Annotated in this window: 18 protein-coding genes; 9 read left to right on the forward strand and 9 right to left on the reverse strand. The window is 74.3% G+C overall.

Going from position 1 to position 18,861, the window contains the following annotated elements; translation table 11 throughout:
- Positions 1-80 precede the first annotated feature (80 nt).
- From ABD944_RS27570 to ABD944_RS27580, 3 genes are all read left to right on the forward strand, one after another.
- Positions 81-296: a hypothetical protein gene (locus tag ABD944_RS27570; protein WP_345181541.1), complete on the forward strand. Its 216-nt coding sequence runs from the start codon at positions 81-83 to the stop codon at positions 294-296.
- Between the two features lie 209 nt (positions 297-505).
- The gene (locus ABD944_RS27575; protein ID WP_345181740.1) at positions 506-3,187 is read left to right on the forward strand and encodes an ATP-binding protein; all 2,682 of its coding nucleotides are present in this window, start codon (positions 506-508) and stop codon (positions 3,185-3,187) included.
- A 163-nt stretch (positions 3,188-3,350) separates the two neighbouring features.
- Positions 3,351-4,100, forward strand: coding sequence for an SDR family NAD(P)-dependent oxidoreductase (locus ABD944_RS27580; protein ID WP_345181543.1), 750 nt, complete (start codon positions 3,351-3,353; stop codon positions 4,098-4,100).
- A 151-nt stretch (positions 4,101-4,251) separates the two neighbouring features.
- Here the strand turns inward: ABD944_RS27580 and ABD944_RS27585 are convergent, their stop codons facing one another.
- The 4 genes from ABD944_RS27585 to ABD944_RS27600 all read right to left on the reverse strand — a co-directional run bounded on the left by ABD944_RS27585 (position 4,252) and on the right by ABD944_RS27600 (position 6,736).
- Complete coding sequence (locus tag ABD944_RS27585) at positions 4,252-5,307, reverse strand: CU044_5270 family protein (RefSeq protein WP_345181545.1); 1,056 nt, start codon at positions 5,305-5,307, stop codon at positions 4,252-4,254.
- The gene (locus tag ABD944_RS27590; protein ID WP_345181547.1) at positions 5,304-5,912 is read right to left on the reverse strand and encodes an RNA polymerase sigma factor; all 609 of its coding nucleotides are present in this window, start codon (positions 5,910-5,912) and stop codon (positions 5,304-5,306) included. Before ABD944_RS27590 ends, ABD944_RS27585 begins: the two co-directional genes overlap by 4 nt.
- Positions 5,913-6,035: 123 nt before the next feature.
- The gene (locus tag ABD944_RS27595) at positions 6,036-6,494 is read right to left on the reverse strand and encodes an SRPBCC family protein (protein ID WP_345181549.1); all 459 of its coding nucleotides are present in this window, start codon (positions 6,492-6,494) and stop codon (positions 6,036-6,038) included.
- A complete protein-coding gene (locus tag ABD944_RS27600; protein WP_345181551.1) occupies positions 6,491-6,736 on the reverse strand; it encodes a hypothetical protein in 246 nt (81 codons plus the stop codon). The genes ABD944_RS27595 and ABD944_RS27600 overlap by 4 nt, the downstream gene beginning before the upstream one ends.
- Positions 6,737-6,847: 111 nt before the next feature.
- Here ABD944_RS27600 and ABD944_RS27605 point away from each other — a divergent pair, with 111 nt between their 5' ends.
- On the forward strand, positions 6,848-7,672 hold the full coding sequence (locus tag ABD944_RS27605) for a hypothetical protein (RefSeq protein WP_345181553.1): 825 nt from the start codon (positions 6,848-6,850) through the stop codon (positions 7,670-7,672).
- A 21-nt stretch (positions 7,673-7,693) separates the two neighbouring features.
- Here the strand turns inward: ABD944_RS27605 and ABD944_RS27610 are convergent, their stop codons facing one another.
- On the reverse strand, positions 7,694-8,614 hold the full coding sequence (locus ABD944_RS27610) for an NADP-dependent oxidoreductase (RefSeq protein ID WP_345181555.1): 921 nt from the start codon (positions 8,612-8,614) through the stop codon (positions 7,694-7,696).
- A gap of 102 nt (positions 8,615-8,716) precedes the next feature.
- Between ABD944_RS27610 and ABD944_RS27615 the strand changes: the two genes are divergently transcribed.
- The 3 genes from ABD944_RS27615 (at position 8,717) to ABD944_RS27625 (ending at position 10,320) form a co-directional block, all read left to right on the forward strand.
- Entirely contained in the window at positions 8,717-9,076 is a 360-nt protein-coding gene (locus ABD944_RS27615) for a VOC family protein (protein ID WP_345181557.1), read from the forward strand.
- Positions 9,073-9,384 carry an ArsR/SmtB family transcription factor gene (locus ABD944_RS27620; protein WP_345181560.1) on the forward strand — a complete coding sequence of 104 codons (312 nt, stop codon included), beginning with the start codon at positions 9,073-9,075 and terminating at the stop codon, positions 9,382-9,384. The genes ABD944_RS27615 and ABD944_RS27620 overlap by 4 nt, the downstream gene beginning before the upstream one ends.
- A 501-nt stretch (positions 9,385-9,885) precedes the next feature.
- On the forward strand, positions 9,886-10,320 hold the full coding sequence (locus ABD944_RS27625; protein ID WP_345181562.1) for an SRPBCC family protein: 435 nt from the start codon (positions 9,886-9,888) through the stop codon (positions 10,318-10,320).
- A gap of 237 nt (positions 10,321-10,557) precedes the next feature.
- Here ABD944_RS27625 and ABD944_RS27630 read toward each other — a convergent pair whose 3' ends face one another.
- Positions 10,558-12,438: an ABC transporter ATP-binding protein gene (locus tag ABD944_RS27630; protein ID WP_345181565.1), complete on the reverse strand. Its 1,881-nt coding sequence runs from the start codon at positions 12,436-12,438 to the stop codon at positions 10,558-10,560.
- 125 nt (positions 12,439-12,563) lie between these two features.
- On the opposite strand from ABD944_RS27630, the gene ABD944_RS27635 reads away from it, so the two are divergent.
- On the forward strand, positions 12,564-13,718 hold the full coding sequence (locus ABD944_RS27635) for an aminotransferase class V-fold PLP-dependent enzyme (RefSeq protein WP_345181567.1): 1,155 nt from the start codon (positions 12,564-12,566) through the stop codon (positions 13,716-13,718).
- A gap of 9 nt (positions 13,719-13,727) precedes the next feature.
- On the opposite strand, the gene ABD944_RS27640 is transcribed toward ABD944_RS27635, so the two are convergent.
- The 3 genes from ABD944_RS27640 to ABD944_RS27650 all read right to left on the reverse strand — a co-directional run bounded on the left by ABD944_RS27640 (position 13,728) and on the right by ABD944_RS27650 (position 15,850).
- Positions 13,728-14,147, reverse strand: coding sequence for a CBS domain-containing protein (locus tag ABD944_RS27640; RefSeq protein WP_345181569.1), 420 nt, complete (start codon positions 14,145-14,147; stop codon positions 13,728-13,730).
- Between the two features lie 72 nt (positions 14,148-14,219).
- A complete protein-coding gene (locus tag ABD944_RS27645) occupies positions 14,220-15,266 on the reverse strand; it encodes an LCP family protein (RefSeq protein WP_345181571.1) in 1,047 nt (348 codons plus the stop codon).
- A 2-nt stretch (positions 15,267-15,268) separates the two neighbouring features.
- Complete coding sequence (locus ABD944_RS27650) at positions 15,269-15,850, reverse strand: RNA polymerase sigma factor (RefSeq protein ID WP_345181573.1); 582 nt, start codon at positions 15,848-15,850, stop codon at positions 15,269-15,271.
- A 214-nt stretch (positions 15,851-16,064) separates the two neighbouring features.
- On the opposite strand from ABD944_RS27650, the gene ABD944_RS27655 reads away from it, so the two are divergent.
- Positions 16,065-18,851: a hypothetical protein gene (locus tag ABD944_RS27655; RefSeq protein WP_345181576.1), complete on the forward strand. Its 2,787-nt coding sequence runs from the start codon at positions 16,065-16,067 to the stop codon at positions 18,849-18,851.
- Positions 18,852-18,861 lie beyond the last annotated feature (10 nt).

Below are 18,861 nucleotides of genomic sequence, written 5' to 3' on the forward strand. Positions count from 1 at the left end.
TCGTCGGCCCGCCCCGGGAACGATCGCCCGCAGGGTGGCAGCAAGGAGGTCACCCGTCGGAGCAACGAAAAGGACCTGACATGGCCGGCCAAGATAAGAACTACTACTACCAAGAGGGCCTGTCCCCCGAGGCCAACGCGACCCTCGCCATCCAGTACGCGATCGATGAGGCGCCGAAGAACGGCGGTACGGGCGTCGTCAACATCGTCGACGACAGCGGCAAGGTCTCGCAGACGTCCCTCCACAACACCCCGGAGAACCTGGCACAGACCCTGAAGGACCAGGGCAAGCAGTAATCGCTGCCAGGCGACCCTGAACGTAGGCGCCCCGGTGACGGCATCACGCCGTCGCCGGGGCGCTCATTCGTGGGATCACCCCGCGTGATTCGTCCGGGCGCAAGCCGCGCGGCATGGACGTTCCAGCACGAGGCCTTCGTCCGCCACCCCCAGAACGGCCGGCCGACCGGTGGGCGGGCGGTCCGGCTTGTAGTGTTCTCGGCGTGTTCATGGGGCGAGACCGCGAGCTCGACCACCTCACCGGGCTGCTCAGGGACGCCCGCGCCGGGCGGAGCAGGACCGTGGTGGTCCAGGGCGAGGCGGGGATCGGCAAGACGGCCCTGGTCGAACAGGTCGCGGCGGCCGCCGGGGACATGCGGGTCCTCCGCGGGATCGGCGTCGAGTCCGAGAGCGAGCTCGCGTTCGGCGGGCTGCATCTGATGCTGCACCCCTACGGCGACCGGTTCGACGCCCTGCCCGAGCAGCAGGCGGCGGCGCTGCGGTCGGCGTTCGGCCTCGGCGCGGGCCCGGCGGGCGACCGCTTCCTGATCGGCGCGGCCACGCTCACGCTGCTGTCGGAGCTGGCCGCCGACCGCCCGCTGGTGTGCCTGGTCGACGACGCGCAGTGGCTGGACACCGCGTCGCTGGACGCCCTGCTGTTCGCCGCCCGCAGGCTCGGCGCCGACCCCATCTCCATGATCTTCACGGCCCGGGACGGCGCCCGCCCCTTCCCCGACCGCGGGCTGGAGGTGCTGCGGCTGACCGGCCTGGACCGCGGGGCCGCCGAGGACCTGGTGATGGCGCACGCCCCCGGGCTGACCGTGCCGGTGCGCGAGCGCCTGCTGGACGAGGCGGCCGGCAACCCGCTCGCGCTCATCGAACTGGGGAACGCCCTGCGGTCGCGGCCCGCCCGCCCCGCCGGGCCGCTGCCGGTGGGCGGCCGGGTGCAGGAGACGTTCCGGCGCCGGCTGGCCGAGCTGCCGGACGCCACCCGCCGGCTGCTCCTGGTGGTCGCCGCCGACGGCACCGCCGACCTCGGCATCGTGCTGCGCGCCGGGGACGCGCTCGGCCTGACGCCCGCCGACCTCGGGCCCGCCGAGGAGGCCGGGCTCGTGGTCCTGGACGGCGGTGAGGTGCGGTTCCGCCACCCGCTCATCCGCGCCGTCACCTACCAGGACGCGGCGCACCACCGGCGGATCGACGCGCACGGCGCCCTGGCGAGCGTGCTGCCCGGAGACGAGCACGCCGACCGGCGCGCCTGGCACCTGGCGGCGGCCGCGACCGGCCCCGACGAGGGCGTCGCCGCCGAGCTCGAACGGGTCGCGCACCGCGCCGAGCTGCGCGGCGGGACGGCCGCCGTCGCCACCGCCTACGAGCGCGCCGCGCGGCTCAGCACCGAGCCGGAGGGCAAGGCCCGGCGGCTCGTCCACGCGGCGCGGGCCTCCTACGACGCCGGCCGGCCCGACCAGGCCGCCCGCCTGGCCGAGGAGGCCGAGCACCTCAGCGCCGAGGACGGGGTCGTCGCGGAGGCCACCTTCATCCGCGCCCAGGTCGCCTACGAGCGCACCTCGCCCGCCGCCGACGCCGAGCTGGCGCTGCGGGGCGCGGCGCTCATCGCCGGGAGCGATCCCGAGCAGGCGGTCGCCATGCTGACGGAGGCCGTCTGGGCCGCCCGGGACGCGGGCGCCCACGACCTGGTGCGGCGCAGCGTCGAGCTGCTCGGGACGGTGCGGCTGCCGGACGGCTCACCGAAGGCGCCGGTGAGCGCCGCGCTGATCGCCTACGGTCGGCTCGCGGACGGCGTGCCAGGGGCCGTCCCCCCGATGCGGGCCCTCTTCGAGGCCGCGCGGAGCGGCGAGGTCGAGGAGGCCGTCGAACTCGTCATCGGCGGGTTCATGGGCCTGCTCGTGGCCGACGACCGCGGCGCCACCGGGCTGCTGGAGCGGATGGCCGCGCAGGCCAGGGCCCGCGGCGCGCTCGGCTGGCTCCCCTACATCCTGGAGGCCCTCGCGATCGGGCGGGTGCTGCTCGGCGACCTGCGCGGCGCGGACGCGGCGGCGGCCGAGGGCATGTCGCTGGCCGCCGACATCGGCATGGACACGCAGGTGACCGCGCTGCGGTGCATCGTGGTGCGGCTGGAGTCGGACGCCGTCCGCAGCCGGGCCCTGGCGGCGGGCGTCCTCAAGCACTCCGACCTGCACCCGACCAACACCGCCCTCGCGTCCTGGGGCCTCGGGCTGCTCGACCTCGCCGAGGGGAACGCCGGAGCCGCCCTGGAGCGGCTGGACGCGGTGTGCTCGGGCCCGTCCCGGCACGACGTGCTGATCCGCGCCGTCCCGGACCACGCGGAGGCGGCGGTGCGCGCCGGGCGCCCGGACCTGGCCCGCGCCCACCTTCCCGCGTTCGAGGCGTGGGCGGCGGCCACGTCGAGCACCGCCCTGATCTCCCGCTGCCGCGCCCTGCTCGCCACCGGGGACGAGGCCGGCGAGCACTACCGCGCCGCCCTCGGCCTGCACGGCGACCGCGCCTACGATGCCGCGCGGACCCGGCTGCTGTACGGCGAGTGGCTGCGCCGCCGGCGCCGCCGCCCCGAGGCCCGGGAGGAGCTGACCGCGGCGCGGGAGGCGTTCACGCGGCTCGGCGCCGAGTGCTGGGCCGAGCGCGCCCGCGCGGAGCTGGAGGTCCTCGGGGACCGCCCGGCGGCCCGGTCCGGGGACGCCGACCCCCTGAAACGGCTGACCCCGCAGGAGCTCCAGGTCGTGCGGCTCGCCGCCGCCGGGCTCAGCAACCGGGAGATCGGCGCGCAGCTCTACCTCAGCCCCCGCACGGTCGGGCACCACCTCTACAAGGCGTACCCGAAGATCGGCGTCACCCGCCGCGTGGAGCTGGCCCGGCTGGTATCGGACACATGACTTAGGCCTGCCGCCGCGCCCGCGGGGCCCGCCTTCCCCGCGCCTCTCCCCGGCCCGGTTCAGCCGTGCCGACCTGCGCTGTTGAACACCCGTTCGATGACCGATGCGGGCCGTCCGTCCGCGCTCGTAGCGTCGTGGCACCTCAGACGAACGGAGAACCACGATGCTTCTGGAGAACAAGACCGCGGTCGTCTACGGCGGAGGCGGCGCCATCGGCGGCGCCATGGCGCGCGGTTTCGCGGCCGAGGGCGCGCGGGTGTTCCTCGCCGGCCGCACCCCCGCCAAGCTCGACGCCGTCGCCGAGGAGATCCGGGCCGCGGGCGGCCTCGCCGAGACGGCGCGCGTGGACGCCCTGGACGAGGACGCCGTGAACGGCTGGGTCGACTCGGTCGTGGAGACGGCCGGCAGCGTCGACGTGTCGGTCAACGCCATCTCCCAGGACGCCCTGTTCATGCCCCTGCTCGACATGCCGGCGGCGGACTTCGGCCGGGCCATGGACAAGGTCGCCCGCTCGTTCCTGGTGACCACGCGGGCCGCCGCGCGGCACATGGTCAAGCAGAACTCGGGGGTGATCCTGCACTTCGGCGGCTCCGACCCCGCCCACCGGCTGCCGGGCATCGGGACGGTGCAGATCGGCTGCGACATGGTGGAGGCGATGCGCCGCCAGTGGGCCTGCGAGCTCGGACCGCACTCGGTCCGCGTCCTGTCGATGCGCACCGGCGGCATCCCCGAGTCCATGCCGAACATCCCGGACATGGAGCCGATCAAGCAGCAGATGGTGGACGCCACCCTGCTCAAGCGCGCCGCGACGCTCGCCGACGTCGGCCGCGTCGCCGCCTTCCTGGCCTCCGACCACGCCGCCAGCCTGACCTCCACGCAGGTCAACATCTCCGCCGGCGCCCTGGTCGACTGACGCGGGACCGTCCTCGCGCCGTCCGGCCGATCCCGCGTCCCGCGCACGGGCGGACGGCGCGACGGGGGCGATGACGCCTCACCGCTCCGGCGAAGCCACGATCCGGGCCCACCGGCGCAGGCGAGGCGTCATCTCGGCGTGTCCTCCCCGCTCAGCCGCGGCCGCCCGGCTTCGGGACGAAGGAGGAGGCCATCAGGGCGCCCCAGCCCGTGATCTGGCCCCGCTTCAGGGGCAGCAGGCCGGGCTCCCGGTGGTCCTTCACCGCGATGGCGCGGAAGCCCAGGTAGGCGTAGGTCTTCGGATCGATGAGGATCTCACTGCGCAGGTAGCCGTTCTCGACGCGGTAGAGCGTCACCCCCCGGCGATGCCCGAGATCGGCGGCCGCGGGCTCGTAGCGCACGCCGGGGATCCTCGCGGCGGCGCCGTACAGCGCCGCCTCGATCTTCGCGGGGAGGACGGCGTCGCGCATGTACTGGGAGACGAGCTCGAACGCCGTGGAGTCGCGCTCTTCGGCTGTCGGCGGCTTCGGCTTCGCCTTCTTCATCAGGGCGTGCTTCTCGCGCGTCCGCTTCGGCAGCCCCTCCGGGATCGGCTTGCCCCACTCGGCGAGACGCCGGGCGTACTCGGCGTCGATCGTCTTGTAGATCCGGGCGAGCACCGCGCCCGGGTCGGTGGGCAGCGAGAGCAGTTCGGGATAGGTCGGGGTGTACTTCGAGCCCTTGGCGACGCGCAGCCTGCCGTCCTCGATCACGGCGAACCGCCTGCCGTCCGTCCGGCGCCACAGTTCCTGGGTGCGGGTCTTGTCCGGGGCGCCGAAGAGGGGCCGTCCGCCGCCTTCCTGGGTCTCGGCGTAGACCGTCTTCAGGTAGGCCCACTGCGCCGGACCGATCTTCGGAACGGGCTTGGTCGCAGCGACCAGGGCGGCGTTGTGGGCCAGATCCTGGGGGGCGCCGACCGGACGCAGGGCCAGGGCGCCGGGCTCCCGCTCGTCCCGGCCGCCGACGGTGACGGCGGTGGCGGCGGCGATCGCCAGCGCCCCGGCGAGGGCTCCGGCCGTGAGGAGGCGCCGGCGGGCCCGCCACGGCCGGGCCGGGGAGGCGGGCGCCCCGTCACTGAGGCGGACGCGCAGGCGGGCCTTGGCCAGGCGGTCGTACTCGGGGACGTCCGGGCGGCCCTCGCGGAACAGGGTGATCTCGTCGGTGGTCATGTCGCGTTCTCCTGGAGGGGGTGGGCGCCGCCGAACGCGCGGTGCAGCTTCTTGCGGATCCGGTGCAGGCGGGACTTGATCGTGCCGAGGGGGACGCCGAGGGCCTGGGCCGCCTCCTCGTAGCTCAGGTCGGCCCAGGCGATGAGCAGGAGCAGGTCGCGGTCGGCGGCCGAGAGCCGGGTGAGCGCCGCGGCGAGCTCGGGCCGGAGCCGGCCCGCCGCGACCCTGGCGGTGCTGCGCTCGTCGAAGGCCTCCTCCGGCCGGTCCGGCGCCGCGCGGGCCATCGCCCTGGTGCGGCGGGCCTCGGCGCGGCGGTGCTCGCGCAGGGCGTGCGTGGCGATCCCGTAGAGCCACGGGCGCGCGTCCGGCCGGCCGGGGTCGTACCGTCCGCGCTTGCGGAAGGCGGTCAGGAACGTCTCCGCGACGACGTCCTCGGCCATGTCGGGGCCGAGGCGGCGGGCGACGTAGCGGTGGATCTCGTCGCCGTGCCGGTCGAAGAGGTCCGCGAAGCGCTCGGGTCGCCGGAGCGACTCCCGCAGGACCGCGGCGTCGGTCGGCGGGCCTGGAGGGACGTCCGGCTCCGTCCCCGAAGGTGCGGTCATCATGTGACTCGTCCGTTCACAGGGGTCCTTTCGGTGGGCTTTCACCCGGTACTCGGCCGGTCGCGCCGGACGGGTTCCCTCCGCCTGTGGAGCGGGACGAGTGCACGCCTTGGCGTCGGTCGCCGGTCAGGCGGACGGGCCTTGGGCTTCGGCGCGCAGGGCCTCGGCGATGGCGTCCTGCCAGGCCGCCAGGAAGGCGGGGTATCCGTCGGCGAAACGCCGCAGGTCGGCGGCTCCGTCGCCGGAGAGCGCGGTGAGCTCGTAGGTGACGGTCACGTCGCTGTGATCGCCTGCCCGGTCCAGGACGACGGAGACCGTTCCCGCGCTGACGCCCGGGGTGACGCGCGCGTAGCGGATGCGCCGGCCGGGGGTCGCGTCCACGACGATCCAGGTGGTGGTCCGGCCATGGTCGAGGGTCTGGAAGACCGTCCCGGGCTCGGCGTCGTCGGCGACGGGCGCGGGGAAGGACGGCGCCCATCGCGGCACCCACCGCCGCTCTCCCCGCGCGGTGAACAGGGGGAACGCCTCGTCCGGAGGCAGCGCGACCGCCAGGCGGCCGGTGAGCCGGTGCCGGGCGCCGCTCATCGCGTCTCGTCCAGGACGTGCGCGTCCGCCGCGGTCAGCGTCAGGCCGTAGACGTCCTTGAGCTGCTCGATCTTGGCGAGCGTCTCCGGCGCGAAGGGGGCCTTTCCCTCGAAGGCGTGCAGGGCGATCCCCTCGACCAGGTCGCCCAGGGACAGGTCGAGGTACTCGGCCAGCGCCTTGAGGACCTTGAGCACGTTGCGCTCGATCCGCACACCGGTCTGCACCCGCTCAATTTTTACCATGGTACCAAGTTACCAACTCACCCCGGCGCGGGGTGGCCAGACCCGGAGGATCACCTCTACCTTGGACGACCACGCGATCTTCGGACATGGCGGGCGGAAGGGAGGGAGCACATGCCGGAACCTTCGGCCGCGCCCGGCGAAGAGCCATCGCTGGAAGGGCAGGCGACGGAAGGGCGGGCGACGGTCGGCCCGCCGAGCCGGCCGAGGTGGGCGGCCTGGCTCGTCCCGGGCTACGCGATCTCCTACGGGCTCGTCCTGCCGGCCTTCAGCGACGACTTCTGGTGGCTCGGGATCCCCGGGATGCTCGGGCTCGCGTGCGTGGTGCTCATGGCGCTGCACGTGCTGCTCGAAGGGCCGTTCCGCCGTGCCGTCCCCTACGCCACGGACGGCACCGACCGCCGGGGCCCGGTGAAGCACCACTACAAGGTCCTGATCGGGCGTTACCTCGTGCTGGTGGCGGTCGGCGCCCCGATGGTCGTCGTGCCGCTCGCCGTGGACGTCCGCTACCTCTACCCGTTCGTCGGCACGGGCATGATGGCACTGCTGCTGGGGACGAGGTTCTGGCTCCCCCAGATTCTCTACCTACGCAAGTGCGACCGCGTACTGAAGGTCTACGACTTCGAGTTCCGCTCCCCGGTGAAGAAGTCGAACCTGCGCGGCAACGGGGTACGGTCCCTGACCATGGGCGCCGCCGGCTCACCGCGCATGTCGGCCCGGGAGCCGCTGTTCTCCGACCGTTGGCCGAGGGGGATCGAGCGCGGAGTATGGTTCGCCGGAGACGACCCCTTCGGCGGGGTGATCCTCGTCCCGGACACCGGTGAGCTGATGTACATGCAGCCGGAGGTCTGGGCGGCCCAGGACACGGCCCGGCGGCAGGCCGCGCACAAGCGCCGGGAGAAGGCGCGCCAGGCCGGGCTGGCACGCAAGTCGATCTAGCCGCCCGGGGCCGTCCCGCGGCTACGGCGTGATGACGAGCTTGCCGCGCGTGTGCCCGCCGCGGCTGGCGTCGAAGGCCTCGCCCACCTTCTCCAGCGGGTACGTCCCGGCGACCTCCACCGTGAGCGCGCCGTGGTCGGCCATGGCCGCGAGCTCCGCCAGCTTCGCGCCGCTGGGGCGGACCCAGATCCAGTGGCCGCCGTGCTGTTCGACCGTGTCGTCGGCGACCGACACGTGCCGCCCGCCCTCCGCCAGGACGGCGAGCGTGGCGTCGAGCTGGCCGCCCACGAAGTCGGCGACGGCGGTCACCCCGTCGGGCGCGAGGTCGCGGACGCGCTCGACCAGGCCGTCCCCGTAGACGACGGGCTCGGCGCCGAGGCCGCGCAGGAAGTCGTGGTTCCGCTCGGAGGCCGTGCCGATGACGCGGGCGCCGCGGTCCCGTGCGATCTGGACGGCCTGGCTCCCCACCCCGCCGGACGCCGCGTGGATCAGCAGGACATCGCCCGGACCGACCTCCAGCCGGTCGAGGGAACGCTGCGCGGTCATCCCGACGAGCGGCAGCCCACCGGCCTGGTTCCAGTCGAGAGACGCGGGCTTGCGCGCCACATCGTCCGCCGCGACGGCGACATACTGCGCGAACGTCCCGGCGCCGACCACGTCCTTGCGGGCGTAGGACATGACCTCGTCGCCGTCCGCGAACTCCGGCGTGTCGGGGCCGCGGCCCCGCACCACACCGGCGACGTCCCAGCCGGGGATGACGGGGAACATCGTGTCCATCATCCCGTCCAGGCCGCCGGCCATGACCTTCCAGTCGACGGGGTTGACCCCCGCCGCGCGGACCTCGATCAGGACCTGCCCCGGGCCGACCTTCGGATCCGGGACGTCCCCGACCTTCAGGCGGGAGTTGTCAGTGGCATAGGAGTCATAGGTGACGGCGCGCATGCCCTCAACCTGCCACCCGGCCCGCCCGGCAAACATGGCGCCGTCGCGTAGGAATCCTCCTACGCTTGACATGTAGGCAAACTCCTACATATCTTCGGGCGCATGAACATCACGCATGTGCGGCTGCTGACCGTGCCGGTCTCCGACCAGGACGCGGCCAGGGACTTCTACGCGACCAAGCTCGGCTTCGAGGTGGTGATGGACCGCTCGATGGGCCCGATGCGCTGGCTCCAGATGGCGCCGAAGGGCGCGGAGACGAACGTCGTCCTGGCGAACCATGTGCCCGGCGCGGCGCCCGGCGGCGTGCACGGTCTGATGCTGGAGACGACCGACCTCGACGCGGACTGCGAGCACCTGCGCGACGCGGGTGTGCGGGTCGAAGGCCCGCAGGACCTCCCCTGGGGCCGTCAGGCCACGCTGACCGACCCCGACGGCAACGGCATCGTGCTGGCCGCGCGGTGACGGCGGACGTCTTCGCGGCCCTGGCCAGCCCCGTCCGGCGGGAGCTCACCGCCCTCCTGCTGGACGGGCCGCGCCCGGTCAACGACCTCGCGGCGCACTTCGCGATGAGCCGCCCGAGCGTGTCGGAGCACCTCAAGGTGCTGCGCGACGCCGGACTGGTCAGCGAGCGCCGCGACGGCCGGCAGCGCCTCTACAGCCTGGAGCCCGCGCCGCTGCGGGAGCTCTCGCAGTGGCTCACCCCGTACGAGCGGTTCTGGCGGGAGAAGCTCTCCGGCCTGCGCGACCTGCTGGACGAGGAGGACCTGTGACCTCGCCGACGAGAACCACAGCACCAGCCTGGGCCTTCTGTGCGTGAGGTGCCTGCCCCCGAACGAGCCCCCGCCCGTCTTGCGGAGCCCGCTCTGTGCCACGTACTCGCCCTGGAACACCTCGCCGGCGCCGCACGCGCCGCACTGCCCGTAGCGCATATCCCCATTCGTCATGAGAGCACCCTAGGATTCGCGCACGGTGACGGGCATCGTCATAACGTGACGGCACCGCCCGAGAGCAACGGCCCCGCCGTCCGCACATACCCACGTCGGGGCGGCGCCCCGAAGGCCGCAAGCTTCCCCGGCCACAGGGCCGCCCCTTCGGCCCGGTGGCGCACGTGGGCGCGTACCGGACGGCGCGGCGCGGGTCCTCCCTCAGGGCTCGGCGCGCCTCAGGCACTACGTCTTGCGAGCGCCGACCGAGACCACAGGGATCGTCCTGAGGTCGGGCGCCGTCACCGTCGCCCGTTTCCGCCAGATGAGACATGGGAGAGGGAGAACATGAGTGGTGAGCGTTCCTCGATCGAGGTGGACGAGTTCCTGCCGCATCCGCCGGCGAAGGTGTGGCGAGCGCTCACCGAGCCGGACCTGCTGGCCCGGTGGCTGATGCCGAACGACTTCAAGGCCGTCGTCGGGCACCGCTTCACGTTCACCGCGACGCCGATCCCGGCGGTCGGCTTCGACGGGACGATCGCGTGCCGCGTCCTCGACGTCGAGGACGCGGCACTGCTGCGCATCAGCTGGCGCGGCGGCGGCCTCGACACGACGGTGACGTGGCGGCTCGTGCCCGAGGGGCGCGGTACGCGCCTGTTCGTCGAGCACGCGGGCTTCGACTTGGGCGACCCCGTCAACGCCCACGCCTTCCGCGGCATGGGCAGCGGCTGGCGCTCCAACATCCACCGCGCCCTGCACGACCTCCTCACCGACCTTCCCTGACCCACCCGCCCTGGCCGAGAACCCCGCACCGGCCCACTCGGCCGTGCTGCGGCTCGACCACACGGGATGTCGGACACGGCCGCGCCTCCGGACGCTGCCGACTCGCGCACGAGCGAAGGCGTTCGGTGGCCCCGGCCCGCGCGGAGACCGACAGCGCGCCCCCGCCCGGAGAGGGGGCGGAGGCGCGGGCGCGGGCGCGGGGGCGGGGTTCCGGGCTGGGGCGGTTGCGGCATTCGGTCAGGCGACGGGCTCCAGGGGCGGGTCGTCGGCGAACTGGGTGTGGTAGAGGTCGGCGTAGCGGCCGTCCGCGGCGAGGAGCTCCTCGTGCGTGCCGCGCTCGACGATGCGGCCGCTCTCCACGACGAGGATCAGGTCGGCGGCGCGGACCGTCGACAGGCGGTGCGCGATGACCACGGCGGTGCGGCCGTCGAGGGCCTCGGTGAGGGCCTCCTGGACCGCGGCCTCGGAGGTGGAGTCGAGGTGCGCGGTGGCCTCGTCGAGGATCACGACGCGCTGGCGGGCGAGCAGGAGCCGCGCGATGGTGAGGCGCTGGCGCTCACCGCCGGACAGGCGGTAGCCCCGCTCGCCGACGATCGTGTCGAGGCCGTCGGGCAGGCCCTCGATGAGGGCGTCGAGCCGGGCGCGGCGCAGGACGTCCCAGAGCTCCTCCTCGGACGCCTCGGGGCGGGCCAGCAGGAGGTTCTCGCGGATCGACTCGTGGAACAGGTGCCCGTCCTGCGTCACCATGCCGAGCGTGTCGCGGATGGCCTGGAACGACAGGTCGCGGACGTCGACGCCGCCGAGCCGGACGGCGCCGGAGTCGACGTCGTAGAGGCGCGGCAGCAGTTGCGCGATCGTCGACTTGCCCGCGCCGGACGAGCCGACCAGGGCGACCATCTGGCCGGGCTCGGCGCGGAACGACATGTCGTGCAGGACGTCGACGCCGCCCCGGGTGTCGAGGGTGGCGACCTCTTCGAGGGAGGCGAGGGAGACCTTGTCGGCCGACGGGTAGGCGAAGGTGACGTGGTCGAACTCGACGGCCACCGGGCCCTCGGGCACGTCGCCGGGCTCGGGCTTCTCGGCGACGAGCGGCTTGAGGTCGAGCACCTCGAAGACCCGCTCGAAGCTGACGAGCGCGCTCATCACCTCGACGCGGGAGCTGGCCAGGGCGGTCAGCGGCGCGTAGAGGCGGGTGAGCAGCAGGGCGAGGGCGACGACGGCGCCGGCGTCGAGGTGGCCGCGCAGGGACAGGAACCCGCCGACGCCGTAGACGAGCGCGAGGGCGAGCGCCGAGACCATGGTCAGCGCCGTGATGAAGACGTGCTGCACCATCGCGGTGCGGACGCCGATGTCGCGGACGCGGCGGGCCCGGGCGGCGAACTCGGCCGACTCTCGGGCCGGGCGCCCGAACAGCTTCACCAGCGTCGCGCCGGGGGCGGAGAACCGCTCGGTCATCTGGGTGCTCATCGCGGCGTCGTGCGCCGCGGCCTCGCGTTCGAGCTTCGCCAGGCGGGAGCCCATCCGGCGGGCCGGGAGGACGAACACGGGCAGCAGGACCAGCGCCAGCAGAGTGATCTGCCAGGAGATCCGCACCATCACGGCGAAGGTGAGGAGCACCGTCACGAGGTTGCTGACCACTCCGGAGAGGGTGTCGCTGAACGCGCGCTGGGCGCCGATCACGTCGTTGTTGAGCCGGCTGACCAGGGCGCCGGTGCGGGTCCGGGTGAAGAACGCGACCGGCATGCGCTGCACGTGGTCGAACACGGACGTGCGCAGGTCGAGGATCAGCCCCTCGCCGATGCGCGCGGAGAGCCACCGGTTGAGGAGCCCGAGGGAGCCCTCGGCCAGCGCCAGAACCGCGATCACGATGGCGAGCCACACGACCGTGGACGTGGAGTCATGGTCGACGATCGCGTTGACGACCCATCCGGCGAGGACGGGCGTCGCGACGGCGATGACCGCCATCACCACGCTGAGCAGGAGGAAGGCCGTGAGTATGCCCCGGTGGGGGCGGGCGAAGCGGGCGATGCGGCCCAGCGTCGCCCGGGAGAACGGCCTGCTGTCCCTCGCGTTCATGGCGTGGTGCAGCGACATCCACGCCGTGACTTCCATGTCCATGGAGACCCCTGTGATCGTTAGCCTGGAACAGCAAGCATGCGACCTCAAGAAAGGTTGAGGTCAAGCCGCCGCAGGATCCCAGGGTCCCGCGGGGGTACGACAATTCCGCGAGGGGAAGGCTGCCTGTGGACATCGACGAGCTCCGGTCCGACACTCCCGGCTGCGCGAAGGTGGCCCATCTCAACAACGCCGGGGCCGCGCTGCCGCCCCGTCCCGTCATCGACGCCGTCGCCGGGCACTTCGAACTGGAGTCGCTGATCGGCGGATACGAGGCCGCCGAACGCAACGAGGCGGCCATCGCGCACTTCTACGACGCCGTCGCCCGGCTGCTGGGCGCCCGCCCCGACGAGATCGCCTTCGTGGAGAACGCCACCCGGGCATGGGACATGGCGTTCTACGCGATCCCCTTCGCCGAGGGCGACCGCATCCTGACGACGACGAGCGAGTACTCCAGCAACGCGATCGCCTACCAGCAGGTGGCGGCGGCCAAGGGCGCCCGCGTGGAGGTCGTCCCGGACGAGGCCGATGGCACCCTCTCGCTGGACGCGCTGGAGGCCGAACTCGCCAAGGGCGACGTCCGGCTGGTGTCGCTGAACCACATCCCCACCCACAACGGGCTCATCAACCCGGCCGCCGAGGTCGGGCGGCTGTGCCGCGCGCACGGCGTCCTGTTTCTCCTGGACGCGTGCCAGTCGGTGGGGCATCTCGCCGTGGACGTCGAGGAGATCGGCTGCGACATCCTGTCGGCGACGGGGCGCAAGTTCCTGCGCGGCCCGCGCGGCACGGGCTTCCTCTACGTCCGGCGCGACATCCTGCGGACGCTCGTCCCGCCGTTCCTCGACCTCCAGGCCGCCGACTGGAAGGCGCCGGACGGGTTCGAGCTGCGCGACGACGCCCAGCGGTTCGAGACGTGGGAACGGCACGTCGCCGGGCAGATCGGGCTGGGCGTCGCCGCCGACTACGCGGCCGGCCTCGGGATGGAGCGGATCGAGGACCGCGTCCTTGGCCTCGCCGCCCGGCTCAGGGAGGAACTCGCCGAACGGCCCGGGATCACCGTCCTGGACCGGGGCGCGCGGCCGTCCGGCATCGTCACGTTCACCGTGGACGGACGCGAGCCGGCCGCCGTCAAGGCGGCGGCCAGGGAGCGGGGCGTCAACGTCAACGTGACCGACCCGCTCTCGCACGGATACGACCCGCACGCCCGTCCGTCGGCCGTGCGGGCCTCCGTGCACTACTACAACACCGACGAGGAACTGGAGCTGCTCCTGTCCGTGCTGTAGGCGGGCATGTCAGCCGTTGGAGCGCGCCGCGCTGATGTCGGCGAGCGCCGAGGCCGAGTCCTTCTCGATCGCCAGGTCGCCGATGGACACGATGCCCACCGGACGGCCGTCCTCGATGACGGGGAGCCGCCGGACGGACCGCTCGCGCATGATCTGCGCGGCCTTGTCGAGGGAGTCGTCGGGCCCCACCGTCGCGGTCACCTTGCTGGCGATCTGGCCGATCTTGGCCTGGGCGGGGTCGCCGCCCGCGGCGAGCCCGCGCACCACCAGGTCGCGGTCGGTGACGACGCCCTTCAGGTCGTCGCCCTCCGCCACCAGGACCGCACCGATCTCCTCGTCGCGCATCGCGCGCGCCACGGTGACGATGTCGAGCTCCGGCGACACCGACGTAGGCGAGCCGGTCATGATGTCGCGGACTTTCGTGGCCATCGCTCACTCACTCCTTGCTCGTGGGTCGTAGCCGGGAACGATGCGGCCCCTACCCCTCAGACCGGGCGTCACTCATCGCGTCAGGAAGGGCGCGAGCACCCTCCGGGCGGCGGCCTCGTCCAGCACGAGCCGGTTCGGGTCCGAGGGGGCGGGACGGACGGGGATCGTGGCCGCGGCGACGCCGCCGCTCCCGTCGTACCCGCGCGCGAGCGCGCGCAGCGCCCCGGCGTCCAGCCGCGGCGTGCTGTCGATCGAACGGGCCGCGACGGCGAGGAAGCGCGCGAACCGGATCGGGTCCTTCGCCATGACCACCCCGGCCTGCCGCGCCGCCGAGGCGAGGAACTGCTGCTGGCGCCGGACGCGGTCGAGGTCCGAGCCGTCCCCGAGGCCGTGCCTGGTCCGGACGTAGGCGAGCGCCTGCTTCCCTCTCAGCCGGTGCCGGCCCGGGGGAAGGCTCAGCCCCGACTTGGCGTCGTCGACCGCCGTCGGCAGCGTCACCTCCACCCCGCCGAGGGCGTCCACCATCCGCGTGAAACCACCGAAGTCGATCACTATGGTCTGGTCGATCCGGACGCCGGTCAGCGACTCCACCGTCCTGCGCGTGCAGGCGGCGCCGCCCCTCGGGAACGCCGTGTTGACCAGCGCCTGCCGCCCTCCGGCCCGGCCGCAGGCGGGCATCGGCACGAGCACGTCCCGCGGGATGCTCACCACCCGCGGCCTCTTCCGGTCGGCGGGGACGTGCACGAGCATCAGGGTGTCCGAGCGCGACGCGCCGCCGTAGCGGGCGTCCAGCCCGATGACCAGCACGTTCAGCGCCGTGCCCGCGGCGGGCGCGGTCGAGCCGGTCGCCGCCGGCCGCGCGTCCCGCCCGTGCAGGAGGACCGCCGGGACGAGGATCGCCGCGGCCGTCACCGCCGCGACCACGCCGAGCAGCGTCCACCGCACCATGCCCGTCACCCCTGCCATGCCCGTCACTCCCGCCATGCCCGTCCAGCGCCCCCTGCCGCGGCGCCCGTGCCGCGCCTCGTCCAGCAGCCGGCCGCGCTGGCGGGCGAGGGACGGCGGCGGCTCGTGCTCCAGGTCGCGGCCGAGGCCGCGGATCAGGTCGAGATCGTCCATGGTCACGCCTCCTCGCGGGTCGGGTCGGTGTCGCCGAGCGCCGCGCGCACCTTGCGCCGCGCCCGGTTGAGGCGGGAGCGGACCGTGCCGACCGGGATGCCGAGCGCCCGCGCCGCCTCCTCGTAGGACAGGTCGCCCCAGGCCACCAGGAGCAGGACGTCCAGGTCGCGGCGCGCCAGGCCGGACAGCGCCGCCGCCAGCGCGGGGCGGGTCGCCGACGCGGTCACCCCGGCCGCGACGCGGTCGTCGGGCCCCTCGACGGGGCCGTCCACGGGGCTGCGCCGCAGTGCCCGGTAGCGCGCGGCCTCCGCCCGGTGGTGCCGCGCCACCAGCTTCGTCGCGATGCCGAACAGCCACGGCCGCGCGTCACGCTGCTCCAGGTCGTAGCGGTTCCGCTTGCTGAACGCGACCAGGAACGTCTCCCCGACGACGTCCTCCGCCGCCTCCGGCCCGAGCCTGCGGGAGACGTACCGGTAGATCATCGCTGAGTAGCGGTCGAACAGCGCGGCGAACGCCTCGGGGTCGGCGAGCGATCTCTCGACGAGATCGGCGTCGCCCTCCCGAGCCGTCGGGGGAACGGTCATCGCGGCCACCATGGCATGCGCACCGGGCCTTCCCGTGGGGGGACGTTGTCAGCGATGTATCTCCGCGAACCCCGCACCAGGTTCACGGCGACACGGCGCGCGCCGATACGGATCCTGGCGAACCTTCCCGATAAAATGCGCATCCTCTATACGCACGGGGTTGTCGGCAGGACCGCTCCGCCGCCTGTCAGGGACGAGCAGAGGGGGTCTGCACGTGGGCGACGACGCCGAGCTCGACGCGGAACCGGCGCGCAACGGAACCGCCGAGTTCCGCGTGCCGGTGAAGGTCAACCTGACCCGTCCGGACATCGCCGTCCGCCGTCCCGCCGAGCCTCGGGACGAGCCCGGCGACGAGGCTGCGGACGAGGTCGCGGACGAGGTCGCGGACGAGGTCGTGGACGAGGCTGCGGACGAGGCCGCCGGCGAGACCTCGGACGAGGGCGGCGACGAGGGCGGCGACGAGGCGGCCGAGAAGCCGGCGGGCCCCACCTGGTACGTCCAGTTCACGCCTCCTCCCCCGGACGAGGAGCCCGAGCAGGAGGCGCCTTCCGCCGCTGCTGCTCCGCCCCCGGAGACCGAGCCCTGGCGGCCCACGTCCCGCTCCGTCCAGGATGAGGAGCCCGCCCAGGAGGACGACACCTCCTCCCCTGCGGAGCAGTCACCGGCCGAAGAGCGCCCCAAGGACGACGACGCCCGAACCACCGCGCCCCGGCAGGACCGTGCCGCCGCCGCACCGGCGGAACCGCAGGAGCGCACCGACGACGCCCGCGAGCCGCGCAGCGCCCCGCGACAGCGCCATGCCGCGCCGCCGAAGCCCGACGACGACCCGCCTCCGGCCGTCTCCCCCCGAAGCAGCGGACGCCACGCGATACGTCCCGCGGCCGAGCATCCCGAGGGCGCCCCCAAGCCGGAGGCACAGCGGGAAGCGGCGGGCGACGCCTCCGAGGCCGGCCCCGGCACGGCTCCGCCCGCCAGGGGGCGTCGGCACGCGCCCCCCTCTGACGCCGAACGCCCTCAGGGCGGGGCTCCGCACGCCGTCCCCGCGCCACCGCAACACCAGGAACACCCGGGCGACGTCCACCGACCGCGCGGCAGGCGGGCTCGCCCCGAACCGCCCGACGCCGAACGTCCGCAAGGCGCGCCCGCGCCGGCGGCGCAGCAGGGCGCACCTGGCGACGTCCGCGAGCCCCGTGCAGGCGCGGCGCCGGTGGCTCCGTCGCGGCAAGCGCCGCCTCCCCAGGGGGAACGCCCCCCGAGGGCGCCCGCACCGGCCGGGCGGCAGGCGCCGGGCGACGTCCACGAGGCGCGCGCCAACGCCGCGCCGCCCGCCCCCGCCCGGCGCGCCGCACCCCCGGAGACCGAGCACCCCCAAGGCGCTGCCCCGCGCACCGCGCCCGCACCGCCGCAACACCGGGAACGCCCCGGCGACGCCCAGGAGACGCGGAGCGACCGGGCGCTGCCCGCCCCGCACCGGCCTCCCGCGCCGCCCGAGATCGAACGCCCCCACGCCGCGGCCGCACCGGCCATGTGGCCGGAGGCGCCCGGCGACGTCCGCGGCGGCGCCTCCTCGTCCGCCGGGCCTACGCGGGTCGAGCGGTTGCCGGATCTGTCGGCGCAGGGCGGCCCCTGGGAGGCCTCGCTCCCTGCTCCGGCGGCGCGGACGTCCGGCCAGTGGAGCGTGCCCTGGGACGGGACGGCATCGCCCGCACAACCCGCACAACCCGCACAGCCCTCGCAGCCCGTCCAACCGGCTCAACCGGCTCAACCGGCTCAGCCGCCGTACCCGGCCGCGCCCGCCGAGGCGGAGAAGCGGAAGGGCAAGCGGCGCTGGCTCGTCGTCGTCGCGGCCATGCTGGTCCTCGTGGCCGGGGTCGTGGCCGGGCAGCTGCTGCGGCCGCCGCCCGACCCGACGGTGCGGATGACCCTCGCGTCGAGCCACACCTTCCCCGGCCAGGCCCCGGCGCTGCCGTGGCCAGCGGTGGGCCAGGCGGTGCTCTACGTGGACGGGGTCGGGACGATGGGCTCGTCCGGCGGGGCGGTGCCGACGCCCACGGCGAGCGTCGCCAAGGTGATGACGGCCTACGTGTACCTGAACGACCACCCGCTGAAGTCCGGCGAGGCGGGGCCGGTGCTGACGGTGTCACCGCAGGCGGCGGCGCAGATCCCGGCGCGCAAGCGGCGCGGCGAGTCGCTGCTCGGAGTCACGGCGAACCAGCGGCTGACGCAGCGCAAGGCCCTGGAGGCCCTGCTCATCATCTCGGCGAACGACGTGGCGCACGAGCTGGCGCGCTGGGACTCCGGGAGCGACCAGGCGTTCGTGGCGAAGATGAACGCCGCGGCGAAGCGCCTCGGCATGACCGGCACGCGCTACACCGACCCGAGCGGCTACCACTCCGGCACCGTCAGCACGGCCGCCGACCAGGTGAGGCTGCTGCGGGCGGCGATGGAGATCCCGGCGTTCACCGAGATCGTGAACAACCGGATGTACGTGCCGGACGGCGGCGGCTCCCCGCGGCAGGGCGGCAACTTCATCCTGGGACGCAACGGCGTGGTCGGCGGCAAGACCGGGTACACGGACGCGGCGGGCGGCAACTACGTGTTCGCCGCGCGCCGGGACGTCGGCGGCACGCAGACCCTGATCGTGGGCGCGGTGATGGGGCAGCGCTCCCCCAGCGCGGCCGACGCCGTCAACACGGCGGAGGGCATCCTCGTCGCGGCCGAGCAGGCCATGGTCGCGGTGCCGCTGGCGCGCCCCGGGCAGAGGGTCGCCTGGCTGGAGGACGGCCTCGGCGGCCGCAAGGCGCTGACCGCCGCGTCGCCGGTGAACGTCGTCGGCTGGCCCGGCCTCACCGTGCCCGTCCGCTTCGACGGCGACCCGCCCGCCGAGCCCGCGCGCGGCACGAAGGCCGGTGTCGTGGAGGCGGGCGCCGCCCGGGTGCCGGTGGAGGTCGGCACGGGACGGCCCCCGTCCATCGTCAAGCGGCTGACGCGCCTCGGCTAGGCGCGTCGGG

The sequence above is a fragment of the Actinomadura verrucosospora genome, assembly GCF_039540335.1.
GTDB classification, from domain to species: domain Bacteria; phylum Actinomycetota; class Actinomycetes; order Streptosporangiales; family Streptosporangiaceae; genus Spirillospora; species Spirillospora verrucosospora.